This window comes from Paenibacillus sp. J31P13, assembly GCF_056269295.1.
Window position 1 is genome coordinate 49430 of record NZ_JBWDNR010000017.1, and the last position, 21479, is coordinate 70908.

Here is a 21479-nt window from a genome sequence, read left to right on the forward strand (position 1 = left end):
GAAAGAAGGGATTTTCGACATGGAATTGTGGTATACAGAAAAACAAACAGACAGCTTCGGCATTACGGCGAAGATTACTAAGACTTATGTAAATGAACAAACGGACTTTCAACAGCTTGATATGATTGAAACGGAAGAGTTTGGAACGATGCTTGTCCTTGATGGCATGGTTATGACAACAGTTAAGGATGAATTTGTATACCATGAAATGGTTGCTCATCCTGTTCTTTTCACGCACCCTAATCCAGAGAACGTTTTGGTTGTAGGCGGCGGAGACGGCGGCGTTATTCGCGAAGTAATGAAGCATCCAAAAGTGAAAAAAGCTGTTCTCGTTGATATTGACGGGAAAGTTATTGAATATTCCAAAAAATATTTGCCATCCATCGCTGGCGAGCTCGACAACCCTCGCGTTGAAGTGCTTGTAAACGACGGATTTATGCATATTCATGATCATAAAAACAGCTATGACGTTATCATGGTTGACTCCACAGAACCAGTTGGTCCTGCTGCCAACCTATTCACAAAGGGCTTCTACCAAGGTATTTACGAATCCTTGAAGGAAGACGGCATCTTTGTTGCTCAAACGGACAACCCATGGTTCAAAGCAGATCTTATTCAAAGCGTAAACAAAGACGTGAAGGAAGTATTCCCAATCGTCCGTGTATACGGAGCTAACATTCCAACGTATCCAAGTGGTCTATGGACGTTCACAATGGGCAGCAAAAAGTATGATCCACTAGCGGTTGATGAAACGGCAATTCCAGAAATCGACACTAAATATTACACACCGCGTCTTCACAAAGCAGCATTCGTGTTGCCTAAATTCGTTGAAGATCTTATTAAGTAAATAGCGGATACGGTATAGGAAAGAGGGACAACCCTTATGAAATTGGATCAAAAATATTCCGGCAATGTCTTCATCCTGAGCTCTGAGAATTACGAAGCTTCCAAAGCGGTTATCTACGGCATGCCGATGGATTTCACGGTTAGCTTCCGTCCAGGCTCACGCTTCGGTCCTCCTCGTATTCGCGAGGTGTCGATCGGCTTGGAAGAATACAGCCCTTATCTGGATCGCAGCCTTGAGGACATCGAGTATTTCGATGCGGGAGATTTGCTGCTTCCATTCGGAAACGCTGCACGAAGCCTTGAAATCATCGGTGAGTTTGTACGCGGTGTTCTAGACGATGGCAAAATTCCGGTAGGTCTTGGCGGCGAACATCTCGTGTCTTGGCCCATTTTCCAAGAGGTATATAAGAAATATCCGGATCTTGCAATCATTCACTTTGACGCTCACGCTGATCTGCGCGAGTCGTATGAAGGTGAGCCGCTGTCACACTCGACTCCACTGCGCAAAGCAGCTGGTCTAATGGGTGGACAAAACATCTATCAGTTCGGTATTCGTTCGGGCTCACGCGAGGAATGGCAATATGCACGCGAGAACATTAACTTCCACCCATTCGAGGTATTGGAGCCGCTTAAGAAGGTGCTTCCTGAGCTTGAGGGTCGCCCTGTTTACTTGACGATTGATATCGACGTGCTTGATCCATCCGCAGCGCCTGGCACAGGCACAGCGGAAGCTGGAGGCATTACGTCGAAGGAACTAATTGAATCGGTCCATGCTATTGCACGTTCCGGCGTTAACATTGTAGGCTTTGACCTTGTAGAGGTAGCGCCTGCTTATGATCCGACGGAACAAACGCAAATCGTTGCGGCTAAAGTGATTCGTGAAATGCTGCTCGGTTTCTTGAAATAATGGATGGGCAAAATGGAGAATCCGCAATAGCGGATTCCTTATTGTCTGATTATGGTTTTAAATGAACGAAAACAATAGTTATTCCAAACCGCCGGCTGCTGCTGTGCGGTTTTTTTATTGCATAGATCGTATTCGACAGAACCTCCAATAGACTGACAGGATAGTTGAATGACAATTCAGAATATTTAAACTATTATAGTTGTTGAATAGATCGTTCATCATGAGAATTATTACCATACATACGTGAGATAAATAGAGATTATAAGGAGGAGTAATTAGTGGTGAGACCGATCAAAATGAAAACGATGTGGAAGGGGGCTCTAACGGCTGCGCTTTCCATCAGTATTGCAGCAATTCCGATCACGGTCACAGCGGAAACGAGCGGAGGCAGCACCGTAGAATTACGTATTATGGAAACATCAGACCTCCACGTCAACATGGTCAACTATGATTATTTTGCGGACAAGCCTACCGATGAGTATGGACTAGCGAAGACGGCCTCGCTCATCAAGAAAGCGCGTCAGGAGGCGCCTAACAGCTTGTTGTTCGATAACGGCGACTTGATTCAAGGCAATCCTTTGGGTGACTATGTGGCGACAGTGGACAAACTACAGCAAGGTGAGACGCATCCGGTATATAAGGCTATGAATCTGCTGGGTTACGATGCTGGAAATCTAGGTAATCACGAGTTTAATTACGGTCTCTCCTTTTTAGAAACTTCATTAGCTGGTGCAAACTTCCCCTATGTAAATGCAAATATATATAAGGATGATGGTGATAAGGACGAGACAAATGACGTTAACCTGTTCACTCCCTATCTTATTTTGGATAAAGAAGTGACTGATGAAGGGGGCGCAAAGCATAAACTGAAAGTTGGTGTGATTGGCTTCGTGCCGCCGCAAATAGCGAGCTGGGATAAGGCTCACTTGGAAGGAAAGGTAAAAGTAAAGGATATCGTGAAGACAGCGGAGAAATTTGTGCCGGAAATGAAGGCAAAGGGAGCAGATCTCATTATCGCTATTCCGCACTCTGGCTTTGAGGATATTCCTCAGTCAGCTTTAATGGAAAATTCGGTTCTCTATTTGAGTAAAGTAGCGGGCATAGACGCCATTTTATTCGGACATGCGCATAAAGTGTTTCCTGATGCGTCTTTTGCAGGAAAGTCAGGTATCGATCTTGCGAAAGGAACGATAAACGGAGTTCCTTCCGTCGAACCTGGCTTCTGGGGAAATAACCTTGGTATTATTGATTTGACGTTGCAGCAAAAAGACGGAAAGTGGAAGGTTATTGATTCCAAGACAGCAGTGAAGCCTATCTTTGATTCGGTAAATAAGGTACCTCTTGTCGAAGCTGATCAATCCATTATTGATGCGGTTAAAGAGGATCATGAGCAAACGCTTAAATACGTGCGCGGCCCGGTAGGGAAGACGACAGCGTCTATCAACAGCTGGTTTGCACTCATCCAAGATGATCCTTCCATTCAGATCGTAACCAATGCGCAAAAATGGTACGTTGAGAAGCAGCTGCAGGGTACTGAATACGAAGGTATCCCTGTTCTGTCAGCAGGAGCGCCGTTCAAGGCAGGCGGACGACAAGGTCCGAACTACTATACCAATATTAAAGAAGGCGATATTGCGATCAAAAACGTCGCCGATTTATATTTATACTCTAATACGGTGAATGCCGTGCTTGTTACAGGTGCCGAACTGAAAGAATGGCTGGAGTGGTCCGCCGGTCAATTCAAGCAAATTGATCCCGCAAGCAAGGAGAAGCAAGAACTGATTAATTATGATTTTCCAACCTACAACTTTGATGTCATTGATGGTGTAACCTATCAGATTGACGTTACGCAGCCGCAAAAATATGAAGCAAACGGCAATCTCAAAAACGAAGGCGCCAAAAGGATCGTCAATTTAAACTTTAACGGAAAGCCAATTAAAGCCGATCAGAAGTTTGTTGTTGCTTCAAATAACTATCGTGCATCGTCAAGTAAATTTGCAAATCCAGATGGTAAACGAATCATATTAGCGGCACCCGATGAGAATCGTCAAGTCGTCATTGATTACATCCGCTCGTTCAAGTCAATTAATCCAGCGGCAGATGGCAATTGGTCGCTTGCGTCAATTAATGCTACTGTGAATGTAACATTCAAAACATCACCTGAGGCAAAGGCCGAGGATGAAGCGAATAAAGGTGTTTCTTTTACAGCTGATACGGAAGATGGCTATGCGGAGTTCCGGATTGATTTGAGTAAGAAGACCCTGGTGGTGGATCCAGCCCCTACCGATCCAACGAAGCCTGTAGTGAAGCCGGTTGAACCGACTAACCCTGAAACCCCTTCAACAACGGTGCCGCAGATATCGGTTTATACAGTTAAAGCAGGCGACACTCTCTACGCGATTGCGTTGAAATACGGAACGACTTGGGAAAAGCTGGCCAGCTACAATAAGCTCAAAAATCCGCATGTCATTTATCCAGGCCAAAAAATTAAAATACCCGCGAAATAGGGAAATCAGCTGATGAGTTAAAAAAGACGTTTTCCGAGCCTATACTTCGGGAAGCGTCTTTTTCTATGAACCTATAAGGATGTACTGGTAAAATAGAGGTTAGACTTAATCTATATGTATCGAGACCACTTGCATAAAATATAATTAGAGGGTGTTTACATGCGTGTATATTCCTATCCGCCAGTTATTGATGAAAATGCTCGTGTCCTTATACTTGGGACAGCGCCAAGTGTGAAATCACTAGAATATGGTCAATTTTACGGACATCCACAAAACTTTATGTGGCGTATCCTATATCGATTGTTTAGCGAGTCTGATGCTGATCCCGTATATGAGAATCGAATCGCTTATTTACATGAGCATCGTTTAGCGCTTTGGGATGTCATTGAATCCTGCGAGCGAGAAGGAAGCCTAGACGTAAATATTAAGGATATCGTCCCGCAAAAACTGCCGGAGTTGGTAGAAAAGTATCCGCAGCTTCGCTGCTTTGCTTTTAACGGAGCCAAAGCTTATGACACATTCCAAAAGTATTACCGCGGGCATGAGAGCTTTCGCGATATTACGGTGTTTAAGCTTCCTTCCTCCAGCCCAATCCCGACTCCACGCATGCGAACGCTTGAGGATCGTGTAGAAGCATGGAGCGTAATTGTACCTTTTGCGAGAAGTTAAAGGTGCTCTAGCGTTGAAATTAAGAGGGTTCCTGTATATAGTAGTTACATAAGATTACACTGATAACAGGAGCAAGGTCATGAATGAAAGCAGGAAAGTAAGCATTACTTTGGAGAGCGTGCTGGACGGAAACTCGCAAACACATACCTATGAGGGCGAATGGTTTCGCAAGGAGCTTTCGGTATTTATCCGCTATAACGAGTACCCGTTTGAGGGTGATTCTGAAGCTGGCGAGGTGCGTACGCTTGTGCGTTATCGTCCGAATGAGATGTCCATTGTACGGCGCGGAGCTATTCAATCGGAGCAGCTATTCATGCTCGGACATAGGCAACCGGGTTCTTATCGCTCGCCGATGACGTCATTTTCGTTGGAGACGGAGACGATGAAGCTAACACTGGATGCAACACATGAGAACCCTGAAGGGGTAGATGAGTTGCCTTCGCATTTGCCTTTTACAATAGAGTGGGAGTATGAGATGTACGTAAGTGATCAAATGTCGGGCCGGTTTCAAATGCGGCTCCATATACAGGAGGAACAAATTTAATGAGTGCAAATGTACTGGAGAACATGTATGAACAGGTGAAAGCAGCTATTGCAGATGCGGCAGTGGCAGCAGGCCTTGCAGCCCGTGAGGAGCTTCCTGCATTCGTGCTGGAAGTGCCGAAGGATAAATCACATGGGGACTTGGCAACTAATGCGGCGATGCAGTTGACGAAGCTGGCTAAGAAAAACCCGCGTCAAATTGCAGAAGCGATTATTGCTAATCTAGATACAAAGCAAGCTTCTATTCAATCGGCTGAGATTGCTGGTCCTGGTTTTATTAACTTCCGCATGGATAACAGCTACCTATACCCTGTAGTGAACGCAGCGCTTGAAGCTGGAGAAAACTATGGACGGGTTGATGAAGGCAAAGGGAAGCGGGTTCAAGTAGAGTACGTGAGTGCGAATCCTACAGGAAGCCTGCATCTAGGGCATGCACGCGGCGCGGCAGTAGGCGATGCGCTTTGCAATGTGCTTGATTATGCCGGATACGATGTAACGCGGGAATACTATATTAATGATGCGGGCAAGCAAGTTGAGAATCTTGCCTTGTCCATTGAAGCACGCTACCGTCAGGAATTGGGACAAACAGCGGATATGCCGGAGGATGGTTATCACGGCGAGGATATTATCGGTTTCGCTAAGCTGCTTGTGGAGCAAGAGGGAGATAAGCTGCTTCAGCTAACGGATAAGGAACGTAATACGTTCTTCCGTGAATTCGGATTAGAGCGTGAGCTTGATAAAATCAAACGTGACCTTGGTCGCTTCCGTGTTGGCTTTGATGTTTGGTATAGCGAAACTTCGCTCTATGAGAGCGGTCAAGTCGAGCAAGGGCTAGAAGCGCTTAAAGCAACGGGTCACGTATATGAAGAAGAAGGAGCAACGTGGCTCAATACCATGGAATTTGGTGACGACAAAAACCGCGTGCTTGTAAAAAATGACGGATCATACACGTATTTGACGCCGGATATCGCTTATCACCGTGATAAATACGGCCGTGGATTTGATCAAATGATCAATATTTGGGGAGCCGATCATCATGGTTATATCCCACGTGTCAAAGCAGCGATGGAAGCGTTAGGCAATGATCCTAAGAAGCTTACTGTTCTGATAGCCCAAATGGTTAGCTTATTCCAAAACGGCGAAAAAATGAAAATGTCCAAACGTACAGGTAAAGCTGTTACGATGCAGGATCTGATGGATGAGGTAGGAATCGATGCTATTCGTTACTTCTTCTCCATGCGCAGCATGGATTCCCATTTGGATTTTGATATGGACTTGGCTATTTCAACTTCCAATGAAAACCCAGTTTTCTATGTGCAATATGCGCACGCGCGTATTTGCAGCATTTTCAGACAAGCTGAGGAGCAAGGTGTTGTTCTGAAGGCTGTGGAATCAATTGATTTCAGCAAGTTGACAGCAGAAACAGAATTCGACCTTTTACGCAAAATTGGAGAGCTGCCGCAAGAAATCTCTGAAGCTGCTGCTCAATATGCGCCACATCGCCTCATTCGCTATGTATATGACTTGGCTGCGCAATTCCATAGCTATTACAGAGCGGAACGTGTCATTACAGAGGACGCTGAACAAACACAAGCTCGTCTTGCTTTGCTAGGAGCTGTTCGTCTTACAATTGCGAATGTATTGCGTCTTGTAGGCGTATCGGCACCAGACCGGATGTAACGGTTATAAAAACAAAACAAGCCGTGAATTATATTTTATCCACGGCTTTCATCATACGCTGTATATCAAGCTCGCCGATCGTTCGGCGGGCTTTGCTGCCCCTAAGGGGCAGAATGGACTTTTTAATAATCGCTTTAATTTCAGTTGGAGTTAGTTCAGGCTTATGCGCGAGCAAGAGAGCAATAGCGCCGCTGACATGCGAGGTTGCCATTGAAGTGCCGCTCATTTCGTTATAGTTACCGTTCAGCCACGCGGAAACGATTTTGTCACCTGGCGCATATACATCGATATGCGAACCCCGATTGCTAAACGGAGCTACACGTCGAAGCTTCGTTGTTGCACCTACCGAAATCGTTTGCGGGTACCGTGCCGGATAATCAACAGTGCGTCGCTTGCCGTCGTTACCGGAGGAAGCAACAATAATAACACCTGCATTATGAGCATTAATAACGGCGCCAAGCAGTGCTTTGCTCTTAGTCTTCATTCCAAAGCTCATGTTAATGATGTGCATGCGATTTCGTATGCACCATTCGATACCAAGAATAATATCGGACACGAAGGCGCTCCCATTGTGATCGAAAGCTTTTACGGGAGCGATTAATGAACGCGGAGCAACGCCGATCATGCCTTGCAGCTGATTAGCTGCTGCGATCGTACCGGCAATATGGGTCCCGTGACCATTGTCATCATGCGGAAGCATGCTTCGATTAAGCAAATTGATGCCTCTAATGAGAGACTGTCTCAGATCCGGATGATTGAAATCAATGCCGGTATCAATGACACCAATCCTAATTCGATGTCCAGTTGTTGTGCTCCATGCTTGAGGAGCCTTTATTTGATTCACGCCCCAAGGAATGCCTTTCTCCAGCACAACTGATTTTTGGCTAGGAGCGTGAACACTTATCTTACAATCCTTCTCAATCCATACGCTGCCTCCGAATTGCTCTAGCGTTTCATCCTTTGGCAAGCGGCAGGATATTCCACGAATGATAGGCATCTTCCTAATGCTCTTTTGAGGCGATGACGACGAAGGGACCACAGAAAGCTGCTGTAGGAAATATCGGTAGTCGCTCAAGTGTTGAAAGCGAATGATTCGCTTTACTGTCAATGTGTCTGTATGAGCCGTCGTATCCTGCAATAACCGAATCAAAGCGGCGGTGTCCAAATCTGGTTTCCCCTCCTGACGGACCATGCTGCAGTATTGTATGAGCAAGAGCTTCCAGCCGTATGAGCAACTTGCCTTTTTTCTTATAAATGGGCGCGGAACCGTGTCAAAAATCATCGGGGGACATACGATGAACAAAGAGTTCTCAGGGGCTCTTAGGTCCAGCATTCGCGAGGAGCGTTTGGGGATCGAATGGATACAGTCAGAACGAAGGGATAATCCCTTCGTTTTTTGCATTTAAGTCCAAGCTATGCCGACAACCGCGGTGTCCGCTTGCTTTTTTGCATGAAATAGGTTTTACTATAATTTGACTAGCGCTGCAGTAGAAGCCAGCCTCTGGCGGCAGAGACATGCTGCGCGACGAAATGTGAGTGAAGTACGAGGGCAAAAAACGTATTGCATCTTATATTTTAGGAATGAACGATTACTTAATTTAAATGGCAAGAGAGGATGTGTCCATATGAGCAGCAGCAACTACACCTTAAAGCTGGATCCTGAACGTATTAAGGAAATGCCTATGGTTGATTTGGCCTTCGAAGTGCTGAAAGCGGCTAATACACCTTATTATTATCGCGATCTAATGATGGAGATCGCTAAAATACGCGGTCTTTCCGCAGACGGAATTAACCAGTTCATCGCCCAAGTATATACGGAGATCAACATTGATGGCCGTTTTGCATGCGTAGGCAGCAATATGTGGGGATTGAAACGCTGGTACCCGGTTGAACGTTCTGAAGATCCTGTTGGTAATGCAAAGCGTACTCGTATCATTAATGATGATGACGATTTAGAGGACGATGATGCATTTGCGGACGAGGAAGAAGAAACGTACGCGGAGCAAGAAGAGGATTATGATGTATTCGACGAGGATCGTGAAGATTTCGAAGAAGCAGAAGAAGAAACAGAAGTGGATGAGGACGCTGGTATCGACGACGACGAGATTGATGGCGAAGTTGATGGCGAGCTTGAATCAGATGATGATGTTTCCGATGATGAAGATGATGAGTTTGAAGATGAAGATGAGGATGGCGACAAGTAGGATGAGCCCTAAGCTTCCAAGCTAGCGGCTGTGGCCGTTTATATGGAAGGGCAGATTATCCTATTGTTTTCGCTTGACAGGGCTATCAAGCGCAGAGTAAACTATCTCATGGGCTTAAGATTCGGTTAACAAATAACGCATACAAGCGGAAACGGCTGAAGCTGTCCTTTGACAGCAAGGGCTCGTTTCGCGCTTAAATATAAGTAGAGTATAAAGTTAAATCGTTATGCTAGCTTATATTTTCGTATATGCCAAAAATGAAAAAGTGCCCCGTTACTACGGGTGTCACTTTTTTTGTTTGTGAGGGATAAGTCTGTAGGATTTATTTCCACAAATTGGATGGATGGGCAGAGTGTATCTGCATCCATGTTTATCGAGTAAATGGGCAAACCTAAACATTAACCATATTAGCTTGGAGGGTATCATCACAGTGACCAAATATATATTTGTAACCGGCGGCGTAGTATCGTCCTTGGGTAAAGGGATAACGGCAGCCTCACTTGGCCGATTGCTGAAGAACAGAGGGCTCAAAGTAACGATTCAAAAGTTCGATCCTTATATCAACGTGGACCCGGGAACGATGAGTCCATACCAGCACGGCGAAGTATTCGTAACAGATGATGGTGCAGAAACAGATTTGGATCTAGGACACTATGAGCGCTTCATCGATATCAATCTATCGAAGAGCAACAATGTGACTTCGGGCAAGATTTACTCTAATGTTATTACCAAAGAGCGCCGCGGCGACTACTTGGGTGGAACGGTGCAAGTTATCCCGCATATAACGAACGAAATTAAAGAGCGTGTATTCCGTGCGGGCAAAGAAGCGGGTTCGGACGTTGTTATTACAGAAATCGGCGGAACTGTTGGCGACATAGAGAGCTTGCCGTTCTTGGAAGCTATCCGTCAAATTAAAAGTGATATCGGTCGCGACAACGTGATGTATATTCACGTTACGCTCATTCCTTATATCAAAGCAGCGGGTGAAGTGAAAACAAAACCGACGCAGCATAGTGTTAAGGAATTGCGCAGTATCGGTATCCAACCGAACGTAATTGTATGCCGTACAGAGTATCCTCTTGAAGAAGATCTAAAGCGTAAAATCGGCTTGTTCTGCGATATCGATGCAAATGCGGTAGTAGAATGCCGTGATGCTTCGACTTTGTATGAGGTGCCTTTAATGCTTCGCGAAGAAGGACTTGACGAAATCGTTGTCAACCATTTGAAGCTGGATACGCAACAACCAGATATGAAGGAATGGGAAGCACTTGTTCAACGCGTGAAATCTCTTCATAAAACGACTGAAATTGCTATTGTTGGTAAATATGTTGCTTTGCATGATGCTTATCTTAGTATTGTAGAATCACTTGGGCATGCTGGAATTGCAGCTGACTCTGAAGTGAAGCTGCGTTGGATCAATGCTGAGGAACTGACAGATGAGAATATTGCTGAACAGCTTCAAGGTATTCACGGTATTCTTGTGCCAGGCGGTTTTGGCGATCGTGGTATTGAAGGCAAAATTACAGCTATTAAATATGCTCGTGAGCAAAAAATTCCATTCTTCGGCATTTGTCTTGGTATGCAAGTTGCCGTTATTGAATATGCACGCAATGTCGTTGGACTTGCGAATGCAAATAGCTCTGAAATTAATTCGTCCACACCATACCCGGTTATTGATTTGCTGCCGGATCAGAAGGACGTTGAAGATATGGGCGGAACGATGCGCCTTGGACTATATCCATGTAAAGTTACACCTGATACGCTTGCTGCACAGGAATATGATGATGAGCTTGTTTACGAGCGTCACCGTCATCGGTATGAGTTCAATAATGAATACCGTGAAGCTATCGAAGCTGCCGGTCTGACTATTTCCGGTACATCACCTGATGGTCATCTTGTTGAAATGGTGGAGTTGGCTGATCATCCATGGTTCTTGGCTGTTCAATTCCATCCAGAATTTACATCAAGACCAAATCGCCCACAACCATTATTCCGTGGATTTGTGAAAGCAGCACTTGGCTATTCGGAGAATAGATAAGATCTTCTATCCGTGATGATACATTCTTTGACAACGTCAGATAAGTTTTTTCTGGACGAGAAGGATTATATACCCACTTAAGCGAATATATTAACGATTATGGAAGAGTTGGCCATTTTTGTCGGTTAAACTCAGTCGCGGGGGGTATATAAAGTTGGAGATGAAGAAGGTATTGATCGTGGATGATCAAAACGGAATCCGCGTGCTGTTGATGGAAGTATTTAGCAGCGAAGGATATGACACGTATCAAGCGTCTAATGGCAAGCTTGCTTTAGAAATTGTCAAGAAAGACGCTCCTGACCTCCTGCTGTTAGACATGAAAATTCCTGGTATGGACGGTTTGGAAATTTTGAAGCATGTAAAAGCGATCGATCGTAACATTAAAGTCATCATGATGACCGCATATGGTGAATTAGATATGATTAAAGAAGCAACTGATCTTGGCGCACTCATGCACTTTACGAAGCCTTTCGATATCGATGAGATGCGAATTGCAGTAAACATGCAGCTGCGTGGAGGCAACTCCCCAAGTCGCTTGGCAATTGGCTCATAGCATAAATATAAAACGGCATCGTCGCTTGAATAAAGACGTTGTCGTTTTTATTTGAAGCGATAGACTGTTAAAACATACGTTACTATTTCCAAGCGCGATATGTTATAATAGCTCAGAATGACAAGCCGAAATGGGCTTGAGTCGCAAATAATGCAGAAGTCGCTAGGGAAGAGAAGTCACCTTTTATTTACGAAGTTATGAAGGAGCCTTGATTGTTGAAGGCTGTTATCCAAGAGAAAATCCGCTTGTTCGGAATCAACAACCAAGCGTAACAATAGGAGCAAGGGATAATAAACCGCCTCTTAACGGCAAGTGGGCATAACACCACGCTTGTTTTGGCGGTTTTTCCTTTATTCTCTTCCAATCCACGGGAGGAAATTTAATTAGATGGAGAAATTGATGATACGCGGTGGACGGCCGCTTCGCGGTTCCGTTCAAATCAGTGGCGCAAAAAACAGTGCAGTTGCACTTGTACCTGCTGCCATTTTAGCAGAGTCAGAAGTTATTTTGGACAACCTACCTTTAATAAGTGATGTATCCGTTTATAGTGAAATTTTGCAAGACCTTGGCGCTGTCGTGAAACGCGACGGTGATATGATGCGCATTGATCCTTCGATGCTAACTTCCAAACCGATGCCTAATGGCAAAGTGAAATTATTGCGTGCTTCTTATTATTTAATGGGCGCAATGCTTGGACGATTTGGTGAAGCAGTAATCGGGCTTCCGGGCGGCTGTAATTTTGAGCCGAGACCAATCGATCAGCATATTAAAGGCTTTGAAGCATTGGGAGCTACCGTTACCAATGAACATGGTGCTATACGTATTTCCGCCAAGCAGCTGCGCGGTGCGAAGATCTATTTGGATGTGACAAGTGTCGGAGCGACAATTAACATTATGTTGGCAGCCTCTCGGGCGCAGGGACAAACCATTATTGAAAACGCGGCAAAAGAGCCTGAAATTATAGATGTAGCTACTCTCCTAAATGCCATGGGCGCAAAAATCAAAGGTGCCGGTACTGAGACGATTCGGATTGAAGGCGTCGAAAGTATGCACGGTTGCCGCCATTCCATTATTCCCGATCGAATTCAAGCAGGTACGTATATGATTGCGGCAGCCGCAACACGCGGTGATGTCCTTATTGATAATGTTATTCCGAAGCACTTGGAAGCGATGACGGCAAAGCTCGAAGAAATGGGCGTGCAGGTTATCGAAATGGATGAATCGATTCGTATAATCGGTGGACCTCAGTATTCTTCCATTGATGTGAAAGCATTGGTTTACCCTGGTTTCCCTACTGATTTACAATCTCCAATGACAACCTTATTAACGCAAGCGGAGGGAATTAGTATTTTGGCCGATTATGTTTACGGTACAAGGTTCAAGCATGTACCGGAGCTGACGCGGATGGGTGCGAATATTCGCGTAGAGGGTCGTTCTGCTATTATTGAGGGCGGCAAGCTTAATGCGGCTAAGGTTCGTGCTGCTGATCTCCGTGCTGGAGCAGCTTTAGTTGTAGCTGCTTTAACCGTAGAGGAAGGCGTTACTGAAATTACAGGTGTTGAATATATCGACCGAGGCTATGATAATCTCGTAGAAAATCTATGTTTATTAGGCGCGGATGTGTGGCGCGAGACGGAAGCTGAGACGGAATCTTAATCCTAACAACAATGAAGCGATGCGGACGCTGTGGAATAGACGGCGTCTAATTCGGCAATGATGGATAATCAGGTATTCTAATCTACCGAAATGAACGCATAATGAAAACTGAATAAAGTGGTGAGAATATGACAGATCTTCAGATCGCAGATCTAGAAGAATTGAAATTGACCGAATTGTACAAATTAGCAAAGCAATTTCAGGTTCCTTATTACGGTACGCTTAAGAAAAAAGAGCTCATATTTGCTATTTTACGCGCACAAGCAGAGAAAAGCGGCCTCATGTTTATGGAAGGCGTACTTGATATTTTGTCAGAAGGCTTCGGTTTTCTACGACCTATTAACTACTTGCCTAGCAAAGAAGATATTTATATATCGGCTTCACAAATTCGTAGATTTGATTTGCGGAGCGGTGATCTCGTATCTGGTAAATGTCGACCGCCGAAAGAAAATGAACGTTATTTCGGGCTATTGCAAGTAAATGCTGTAAATGGTGAAAATCCAGAAACAGCATCCGAACGATTGCATTTTCCTGCGCTTACTCCTCTTTATCCAGAAAAGAAGCTAGTGCTTGAGACGACGCAGTCAAAGCTTTCCACTCGTATGATGGATTTGCTAGCACCTGTCGGTCTCGGACAACGCGGTTTGATTGTTGCGCCTCCTAAAACAGGTAAAACCTTGCTTCTCAAAGAAATTGCCCACAGTATTTCAGAAAATCGTCCTGATATTAAATTGTTTGTTCTGCTTATTGATGAGCGTCCAGAGGAAGTTACGGATATGCAGCGTTCCGTCAAAGGCGAGGTTATTGCCTCAACATTTGATGAATTACCTGAAAATCATATCAAGGTTGCTGAGCTTGTGCTGGAGAGAGCGCTTCGCCTCGTCGAGCATAAGAAGGATGTCGTTATATTGATGGACAGTATTACTCGTCTAGCTAGAGCGTATAACTTAGTTATTCCTCCATCTGGTCGGACGTTAAGCGGCGGTATTGATCCTGCTGCATTCCATCGCCCTAAGCGGTTTTTTGGTTCGGCGCGAAACGTTGAAGAGGGCGGAAGTTTAACGATTCTTGCGACAGCGTTGATCGAAACCGGCTCGCGCATGGATGATATCATTTATGAAGAATTTAAAGGCACGGGCAATATGGAACTGCATCTTGACCGGAAACTTTCTGAACGTCGTATTTTCCCTGCGCTTGATTTGCGTAGATCGGGTACGAGACGTGAAGAAATGCTGCTGACGAAGGAAGAGCTTGATAAAGTTTGGGCTATTCGCAGAAACATGACAGACACACCTGATTACGTTGATAATTTCTTGAAGAAGTTAAAGGAAAGCGAAAATAATGAGCAATTCCTTATGTCTCTTGATACAACACCAGAAGTAAAGCCGGAAAGAACCGGTATGAAAAGCAATACCTCAGCGGCTAGCAGACGTCCTACGCCTAGAACAACGCACGGATCGTAAGCCGCCGGAAGGAGAACAACATGAATCTCGTATACGCGGATGAAAAGGGTAATGTATTTGATCATCCTGATTTTATTGCTCTTGGAAGAAGCGGCGACATGATCGTTGAAATTATGGAAGATGAGCTAATTCCTCTTCCTAATGGAGCGACGCTAGTTAGTTTGCCCTTCACAAGACCGATCGGAATGAATCCAGATACCGGTGAGATGCAGGTTATACAAGATGGAGCGCAAGCTGTCGGGGCATTACTGCCACAGGGCTTCACGCGTCTATGTTTGCCGGGCTACGTCAAAGCCGATAAAAATGAAAAATTGCCACTGTTTGGTTATACTGCAGTGGTCTGGAAAGACGGCAATTTTTATGTCACTGCTGAACAATCTGATGATCCGGAAAGATGGGATCCGCTTAATTGTGATCGCGGAGAGCTGGGCATTCAGGTTGAGCGTTTGCTTGCCAAATATCCTGAAAACCGCTTGTACAAACATCTGTCAAATTGCGCACTAGGATACGAATGCCTAACCTCCTCCAATACATTTCTTGGACGCTGGGAAGGTGCTGTACCTGTATCTTATTCTTGCAATGCAGGCTGCTTCGGATGTATTTCAGAACAACCGGATGACAGTGGGTTTGTTGCTCCGCAGACGAGAATGAACTTTAAGCCTACGGTCGATGAAGTTGTCGACATTATGCTGGAGCATTTGCGGGAACCAGAGTCCATCATTAGCTTCGGTCAAGGCTGCGAAGGTGAGCCTTCTACGCAAGCGAAGATTATTGTCGAAGCGATCAAACGCGTGCGCAGTCAGACTTCCCTTGGTTACATCAACATTAACACCAATGCTGGATTGACTGATTTTATGCGAGCGATTGTTGATTCTGGTCTTAATCTTATGCGTGTTAGTACCATCAGTGCGCTTGATGATCACTATAATGCATACTATAAGCCGCGTGGCTACACACTAAAAAATGTTGAGAAATCGCTGAAGTATGCTTCTGATAACGGTGTTTATACATCCATCAACTATTTGATCTTCCCAGGGGTTACTGATCGTGAAGAAGAAATCGAAGCGATGATTGGATTTGTGAAGCGTACGGGTCTGAAGCTCATTCAAATGCGGAACTTAAATATTGATCCTGAGAGCTATTTGGCCATTATTCCGAAAGCGCAGGGTGAAATTTATGGAATGAAGCAAATGCTTGAGATTTTCCGTGAGGAATTGCCTGATGTCGTAATCGGTTCTTACACACATGTTCCTCCATCAGCAATCATTCGCTAAGTTTCCATTATTTCTTGTTAATATTAATATATGAGTGATTATTCATTGCAACTGCAAAACAGTTCGTGATATAATCCGATATGTGTGATTTAACTCTGGGTCCGCATGCGACTCAGGGCAGAAAGAGGTGAACGAGATGAAAGAAGGTATTCATCCGACATACCACGTCATTACAGCAACTTGTGCTTGTGGCAATTCCTTCGAGACTGGTTCGATTAAACCGAGCCTTCGCGTAGAGGTTTGCTCCCAATGCCACCCATTCTACACGGGTAAACAAAAGTTCCTGGATGCCGGCGGTCGCGTCGATCGTTTCAAGAAGAAATACGGTATCTAATCCTAAAAAAATTCGGCCTTTATTTGGCAGAATACAAGAGCCTCCCTCAGCCATCCTATTGGATAGAAGGGGAGGTTTTTTGATGCTTAATAATGGGCTGAAGTACAATAAATTTCGAAATCGAAAGTTCATTACAATGGTATTTGTATGTATGCTTGCTGTGATCGCAGGCGGCTGCGGCAATAGCAATAGCAATTACGAGCATACGAAGACGTATGGCCATGATGGATATATGGGTTACTCCAACAGCAATCCCAATTTGCCTGGTCGGCATATGGCATTGAATTATGAGTCAGACGGGAACATGGTTGAAAAGGTGCTGCAGCCGCTTAGCGGCATTGAGCGAACTCAGATTTATTTTAACGGAACGGCTCTACATGTGACTTTGAAGGTGAATAAAAATCTTTCAGACGCGGATACGGAGAAGCTTCGGGTACAAGCACTTTCCATCGTTCAGCATAATATGCCAAGGTATGATGTGCATGTAAAAACGAAAAAGTGACCGTTAAAAGTTCCTGCATAAAACAACCATGAGTTGCACTTTAGTACAGAATCGGATATACTTATTTTTGCCGTGCTAGATGGGGAGGTAGCGGTGCCCTGTAACTCGCAATCCGCTGTAGCGAGGTTGAATTCCTATTTGAGGTTATGCTGATGTAGGGTTTGGCGCTTGTGAGCAGTGTTGACAGTCGGGTCCTCCGCAATGGACGTTTGTGAACCCGGTCAGGTCCGGAAGGAAGCAGCCATAAGCAAATTAGTTCATGTGCCGGGGGAGTGCCTGACTCGAGCTGTAGTGCAAGAATGCCGCCTGGGTCGCATTTATCAGGAGTAGGTGCACGGTACTAACTTTTTAAAACAGTAAATAACAACAAAAAATAGCACCTGTATACGCTGTTCGATTTTTTAAGTCGGAATTAGCGAACGCAGGTGTTTTTGTTTATTATTTTTAAGGAATGGAACAAAGAAGAAGGGCAAAAGAAAGTTTTGCTTGGTACTTAGTTGTTGTATAATAGAGGAATAACAAAAATGCTATTTAAATCAAGTATTAAAAGGCAACTTGAAAGGAAAGGTCTGCGTGTCACATATCGCTTTATACCGAGCCTGGCGTCCGCAGACGTTTCAGGACATGGTTGGTCAACGGCATATTATTCAAACCCTACAGAATTCCATACGAGAACAACGTGTATCCCATGCTTACCTGTTTAATGGTCCAAGAGGAACAGGGAAAACGAGCGCGGCAAAAATATTGGCGAAAGCCGTTAACTGTGAACGCGGTCCAACAGATGAGCCATGTAATGAATGTGATGCTTGCATAGGGATTACTGCTGGACATATTATGGATGTAATAGAAATTGATGCTGCATCTAATCGCGGTATTGATGAGATTCGCGACATTCGTGATAAGGTTCGTTATGCGCCTTCGGAAGTGCGGTTCAAAGTTTATATTATAGATGAAGTACATATGCTTACGGCTGAGGCTTTTAACGCCTTGCTCAAGACATTGGAGGAGCCGCCTGGGCATGTTATTTTCATCTTGGCGACAACAGAACCGCATAAGCTTCCTGCGACAATCATCTCTCGTTGTCAGAGATTTGATTTCCGCCAGGTTTCGCTTGAAGAGCAGACGGAGCATTTATTGAAGATCTGTCGTGAAGAAGGCATTCAAGCAGATGAGGATGCACTTGCTTATATTGCGCGATTGTCTGAAGGCGGCATGCGTGATGCGATCAGCTTGCTCGAGCAGGTTTCTGCTTTCGCCAGTGAGAGCATTACACTTGAGGCAGCAGTAGATGTGACCGGGGGCATGGCAGCGGATCATTTCTATGACCTTGCAGAAGCGGTTAAAGATCGTAATGTAGCTGCTGTTATGCCATTAGTCGAAAGCTTGATGCAAGCAGGTAAGAGCGCAGATAAATGCATGGAAAACCTTATTTATTACTTCCGTGATTTACTCGTTCTAAAGCTTGCACCGCAAGGCGGGGCTGTTACGGAGCGAGTGGTTGATCTGGAAAGATTCCGGAATATGGCGGATTCCTTCACTTCAGAGAAGCTGTTTGCAATGATCGATACGCTTAATCGCTATCAAGTGGAGCTAAAGCATGCGTCCCAGCCTCAGACATTGTTTGAGGTTGCGCTTATGAAGCTTTGTACTCTGAGTGAAAACCAACCCGCAGGGAGTCAATCCGACACTGGTTCTTCCGCTGCTTCTGCTCCATCCGCAGAAGTTGGTCGATTGCGTCAGCAGGTTGAGGCGCTTGAGCGTAAGCTGGAGCAAGCCATGCAAAATGGCATTGCGGGACAGGCAAATGCTTCTGCTGACGGTGCAGCTCGACAGCCGGCTCAGCGTACAAGTGCAGTTCGCAGTTCATTTGGCGGTGGATCTGGCGGCATATCGCGATCGACGGTTAAGCTTGATGCATACTTAGCAGCGTCAGGAAGTCCAGAGTTCAATCAGTACCGAATGAAATGGAACGATGTTTTGCACGGTGTGAAGGAAGCGAAGATTACCGTTCATGCTTGGTTGAAGGATGGAGAACCTGTTGCGTCAGCTAATGATTCCATTCTCGTAGCTTTCAAAAACACAATGCATAGAGAAACAACCGAAAAGCAAGCAAATCGTGATATTATTGAGAAGGTTCTTCAAAATGTGTTAGGCAGTCCAATGAGACTGGTTACGGTAATGATGAAGGATTGGCAGGCTGCTGCAGAAGGATCCAGTACGCAGCAAAGCGAGACGCTTCAGCTTGAGCATGAATCTTCGGGCGCACCGCAGGCTGAAAGTAGACCTGTGTGGGTAGAAGAAGCTGTGAAACTGTTTGGTGAAGATCTAGTTGTAGTGAAGGATAACGATTAAATTCTAATGATGAGGTGATTTGGAATGAATAATATGAACCAAATGATGAAGCAAGTGAAGAAGATGCAGGATCAAATGATGAAAGCACAAGAAGAGCTTGAAACAAAAACAGTAGAAGGTACAGCTGGTGGCGGTGTTGTAACAGTTGAAGCTAATGGTCACAAAAAATTGCTAAGTATTACAATTAAACCAGAAGCAGTAGATCCAGAAGATGTAGAAATGCTTCAAGATCTTGTTCTTACAGCTGTTAACGACGCGCTTTCGAAAGTCGATGAGCTTGCGAATAAGGATATGGGTAAATTCACCGGCGGCATGAAAATCCCGGGCTTGTTCTAAGAAACGCCTACGCGTTTTTGCTTGAAAGGAGCTGTACGCAGTATTGTATTACCCCGAACCGATAGCGAAATTAATTGATGCATTTACGCGATTGCCGGGCATTGGTCCAAAAACAGCTGCCCGTCTAGCGTTTCATGTGCTCCGAATGAAGGAAGATGACGTAATTGATTTTGCGAAAGCGCTAGTAAGCGTTAAGCGTAATTTGGTTTATTGCTCGGTTTGCTGCAACATTACAGATACAGATCCGTGCAAGATTTGCCAAGATAGATCACGCGATCATTCCGTTATATGTGTCGTACAAGAATCGAAGGACCTCGTTGCGATTGAGAGAATGAAGGACTTTCAAGGACAATACCATGTTCTTCAAGGTGCGATTTCTCCTATGGAGGGTATCGGTCCAGATGAAATAAAGATTGCTGAGCTGCTTAGAAGACTCAGTGATGAACGTGTTCAGGAACTGATAGTCGCGACTAACCCTAATATTGAGGGTGAAGCGACAGCTATGTATTTATCGCGTCTGATAAAGCCGTTTGGTATAAAAGTAACTCGGATTGCGCATGGACTGCCTGTTGGCGGAGATTTGGAATACGCTGATGAGGTAACGCTATCCAAGGCGATGGAAGGCCGTCGAGAAATTCATTAGTATCTATAAGAAAAGGCAGATCGAGGTTATACTCGGTCTGCCTTTTTCTATTTGATTGATCTATTACGCCCTGCTGTCGTTCTAATCTTGCATCCAAGCTTATACATTAGTAAAGAGCCAATGGAGGAAGGACAAGCGGGAGGGGAAGTATATGGGTAACAAAGAGCAAAGGATTGCTGCTATTAATCATGGAGACAAGCTGGAGAGCCTAAGACTTGAGATCGAAGAGGCTAGACGAGAGTGGGAGAACGCGAATCGATACTTTCAATATGCATATGGCGAAGATCAAATTGATTATGCTATTCATTCCATTATTACTGCAGAGAAACGTTATGGCATGTTAATTCGCAAAGCAAAGCTGATTTCAAATAGTTGGCCTTCTTGGGGAGGAGTCATGAGATGAAAATATTATGGTTGTCTGTCTTTATCATTTCATCTATATTGTTGATTGCAATTGTTATGCGTCATAAGCTATCTTGGAATTGGTTCCGTAATTTCACCGTTCATCTTGTTATGGCAGCTGCCTTGTTGTATTTATTGAACTATTCCGGCATTGTGGCTGATATGTATATCCCCTTAAATCCGATAACGATTGGAACGGTGGTTGCTTTAGGTATTCCTGGTGTGGCTTTGATCTTAGGGCTGCAATATGTTGTTGTATAAAAATGATAAAAAGGTTTTATAATAATGGTTGACTTCATCATAAAATATATGCTACATTATAACTCGCCCCAAGAGAACGGCAACGTGCTTCGAAAAAAGAATTAAAAAGAAATAAAAAAAGTACTTGCATTAACTTGGGCATCTGTGATATATTAATTGAGTCGCCGCTGAAACACACGGCGCACACGAGAAACAAACGAAAGATAAGATTGCTCTTTGAAAACTGAACAACGAGTAACAAACTGCCTCGCAAATCCTTCGGGATGAGCGAAAAAGCGATAAAAGTTTTTGAGCAAGTCAAACACCAAT

General features: G+C 44.6%; 20 protein-coding genes and 1 other RNA gene. 20 read left to right on the plus strand and 1 reads right to left on the minus strand.

Annotated elements, in window-relative coordinates; genetic code table 11:
* The first annotated feature begins 19 nt into the window (after positions 1-19).
* The 6 genes from speE (at position 20) to argS (ending at position 7152) form a co-directional block, all read left to right on the plus strand.
* Positions 20-847 carry a polyamine aminopropyltransferase gene (gene speE / locus AC0YOD_RS27920; protein ID WP_475802616.1) on the plus strand — a complete coding sequence of 276 codons (828 nt, stop codon included), beginning with the start codon at positions 20-22 and terminating at the stop codon, positions 845-847.
* A 36-nt stretch (positions 848-883) separates the two neighbouring features.
* The gene (speB, locus tag AC0YOD_RS27925) at positions 884-1753 is read left to right on the plus strand and encodes an agmatinase (protein ID WP_102708963.1); all 870 of its coding nucleotides are present in this window, start codon (positions 884-886) and stop codon (positions 1751-1753) included.
* 296 nt (positions 1754-2049) lie between these two features.
* Positions 2050-4260: a bifunctional 2',3'-cyclic-nucleotide 2'-phosphodiesterase/3'-nucleotidase gene (locus tag AC0YOD_RS27930; RefSeq protein WP_475802636.1), complete on the plus strand. Its 2211-nt coding sequence runs from the start codon at positions 2050-2052 to the stop codon at positions 4258-4260.
* A gap of 159 nt (positions 4261-4419) precedes the next feature.
* Positions 4420-4929, plus strand: coding sequence for a DNA-deoxyinosine glycosylase (locus AC0YOD_RS27935; RefSeq protein WP_475802617.1), 510 nt, complete (start codon positions 4420-4422; stop codon positions 4927-4929).
* Positions 4930-5008: 79 nt separating this feature from the next.
* Complete coding sequence (locus AC0YOD_RS27940) at positions 5009-5473, plus strand: YwiB family protein (protein ID WP_475802618.1); 465 nt, start codon at positions 5009-5011, stop codon at positions 5471-5473.
* A complete protein-coding gene (gene argS / locus AC0YOD_RS27945) occupies positions 5473-7152 on the plus strand; it encodes an arginine--tRNA ligase (RefSeq protein ID WP_475802619.1) in 1680 nt (559 codons plus the stop codon). Before AC0YOD_RS27940 ends, argS begins: the two co-directional genes overlap by 1 nt.
* Before the next feature lie 28 nt (positions 7153-7180).
* Here argS and AC0YOD_RS27950 read toward each other — a convergent pair whose 3' ends face one another.
* Positions 7181-8317: a S8 family peptidase gene (locus tag AC0YOD_RS27950; protein ID WP_475802620.1), complete on the minus strand. Its 1137-nt coding sequence runs from the start codon at positions 8315-8317 to the stop codon at positions 7181-7183.
* A gap of 460 nt (positions 8318-8777) precedes the next feature.
* Here AC0YOD_RS27950 and rpoE point away from each other — a divergent pair, with 460 nt between their 5' ends.
* The 14 genes from rpoE (at position 8778) to AC0YOD_RS28020 (ending at position 21170) form a co-directional block, all read left to right on the plus strand.
* Positions 8778-9356, plus strand: a complete 579-nt coding sequence (gene rpoE / locus AC0YOD_RS27955) for a DNA-directed RNA polymerase subunit delta (protein WP_475802621.1) — start codon at positions 8778-8780, stop codon at positions 9354-9356.
* A gap of 430 nt (positions 9357-9786) precedes the next feature.
* Positions 9787-11394, plus strand: a complete 1608-nt coding sequence (locus tag AC0YOD_RS27960; protein ID WP_475802622.1) for a CTP synthase — start codon at positions 9787-9789, stop codon at positions 11392-11394.
* A 154-nt stretch (positions 11395-11548) separates the two neighbouring features.
* Positions 11549-11947 carry a response regulator gene (locus AC0YOD_RS27965; protein WP_475802623.1) on the plus strand — a complete coding sequence of 133 codons (399 nt, stop codon included), beginning with the start codon at positions 11549-11551 and terminating at the stop codon, positions 11945-11947.
* A 387-nt stretch (positions 11948-12334) separates the two neighbouring features.
* Positions 12335-13603, plus strand: a complete 1269-nt coding sequence (locus tag AC0YOD_RS27970) for a UDP-N-acetylglucosamine 1-carboxyvinyltransferase (protein ID WP_475802624.1) — start codon at positions 12335-12337, stop codon at positions 13601-13603.
* Positions 13604-13731: 128 nt separating this feature from the next.
* Positions 13732-15066, plus strand: a complete 1335-nt coding sequence (rho, locus tag AC0YOD_RS27975) for a transcription termination factor Rho (protein WP_475802625.1) — start codon at positions 13732-13734, stop codon at positions 15064-15066.
* Between the two features lie 20 nt (positions 15067-15086).
* Positions 15087-16340 (plus strand): radical SAM family protein, encoded by a 1254-nt coding sequence (locus AC0YOD_RS27980; protein WP_475802626.1) that lies wholly within the window; start codon positions 15087-15089, stop codon positions 16338-16340.
* Between the two features lie 136 nt (positions 16341-16476).
* Positions 16477-16674: a 50S ribosomal protein L31 gene (gene rpmE, locus AC0YOD_RS27985; protein WP_475802637.1), complete on the plus strand. Its 198-nt coding sequence runs from the start codon at positions 16477-16479 to the stop codon at positions 16672-16674.
* A gap of 82 nt (positions 16675-16756) precedes the next feature.
* A complete protein-coding gene (locus AC0YOD_RS27990) occupies positions 16757-17176 on the plus strand; it encodes a hypothetical protein (RefSeq protein WP_475802627.1) in 420 nt (139 codons plus the stop codon).
* 70 nt (positions 17177-17246) lie between these two features.
* Positions 17247-17514, plus strand: an RNA gene (gene ffs / locus AC0YOD_RS27995) — signal recognition particle sRNA large type.
* Between the two features lie 235 nt (positions 17515-17749).
* Positions 17750-19528: a DNA polymerase III subunit gamma/tau gene (gene dnaX, locus AC0YOD_RS28000; RefSeq protein ID WP_475802638.1), complete on the plus strand. Its 1779-nt coding sequence runs from the start codon at positions 17750-17752 to the stop codon at positions 19526-19528.
* Positions 19529-19552: 24 nt separating this feature from the next.
* The gene (locus AC0YOD_RS28005) at positions 19553-19864 is read left to right on the plus strand and encodes a YbaB/EbfC family nucleoid-associated protein (RefSeq protein ID WP_475802628.1); all 312 of its coding nucleotides are present in this window, start codon (positions 19553-19555) and stop codon (positions 19862-19864) included.
* A 43-nt stretch (positions 19865-19907) separates the two neighbouring features.
* Positions 19908-20507 (plus strand): recombination mediator RecR, encoded by a 600-nt coding sequence (recR, locus tag AC0YOD_RS28010; RefSeq protein WP_475802629.1) that lies wholly within the window; start codon positions 19908-19910, stop codon positions 20505-20507.
* A gap of 151 nt (positions 20508-20658) precedes the next feature.
* Positions 20659-20910, plus strand: coding sequence for a DUF2508 family protein (locus AC0YOD_RS28015; RefSeq protein ID WP_475802630.1), 252 nt, complete (start codon positions 20659-20661; stop codon positions 20908-20910).
* Entirely contained in the window at positions 20907-21170 is a 264-nt protein-coding gene (locus AC0YOD_RS28020; RefSeq protein ID WP_475802631.1) for a pro-sigmaK processing inhibitor BofA family protein, read from the plus strand. Before AC0YOD_RS28015 ends, AC0YOD_RS28020 begins: the two co-directional genes overlap by 4 nt.
* The last annotated feature ends 309 nt before the right edge of the window (positions 21171-21479 follow it).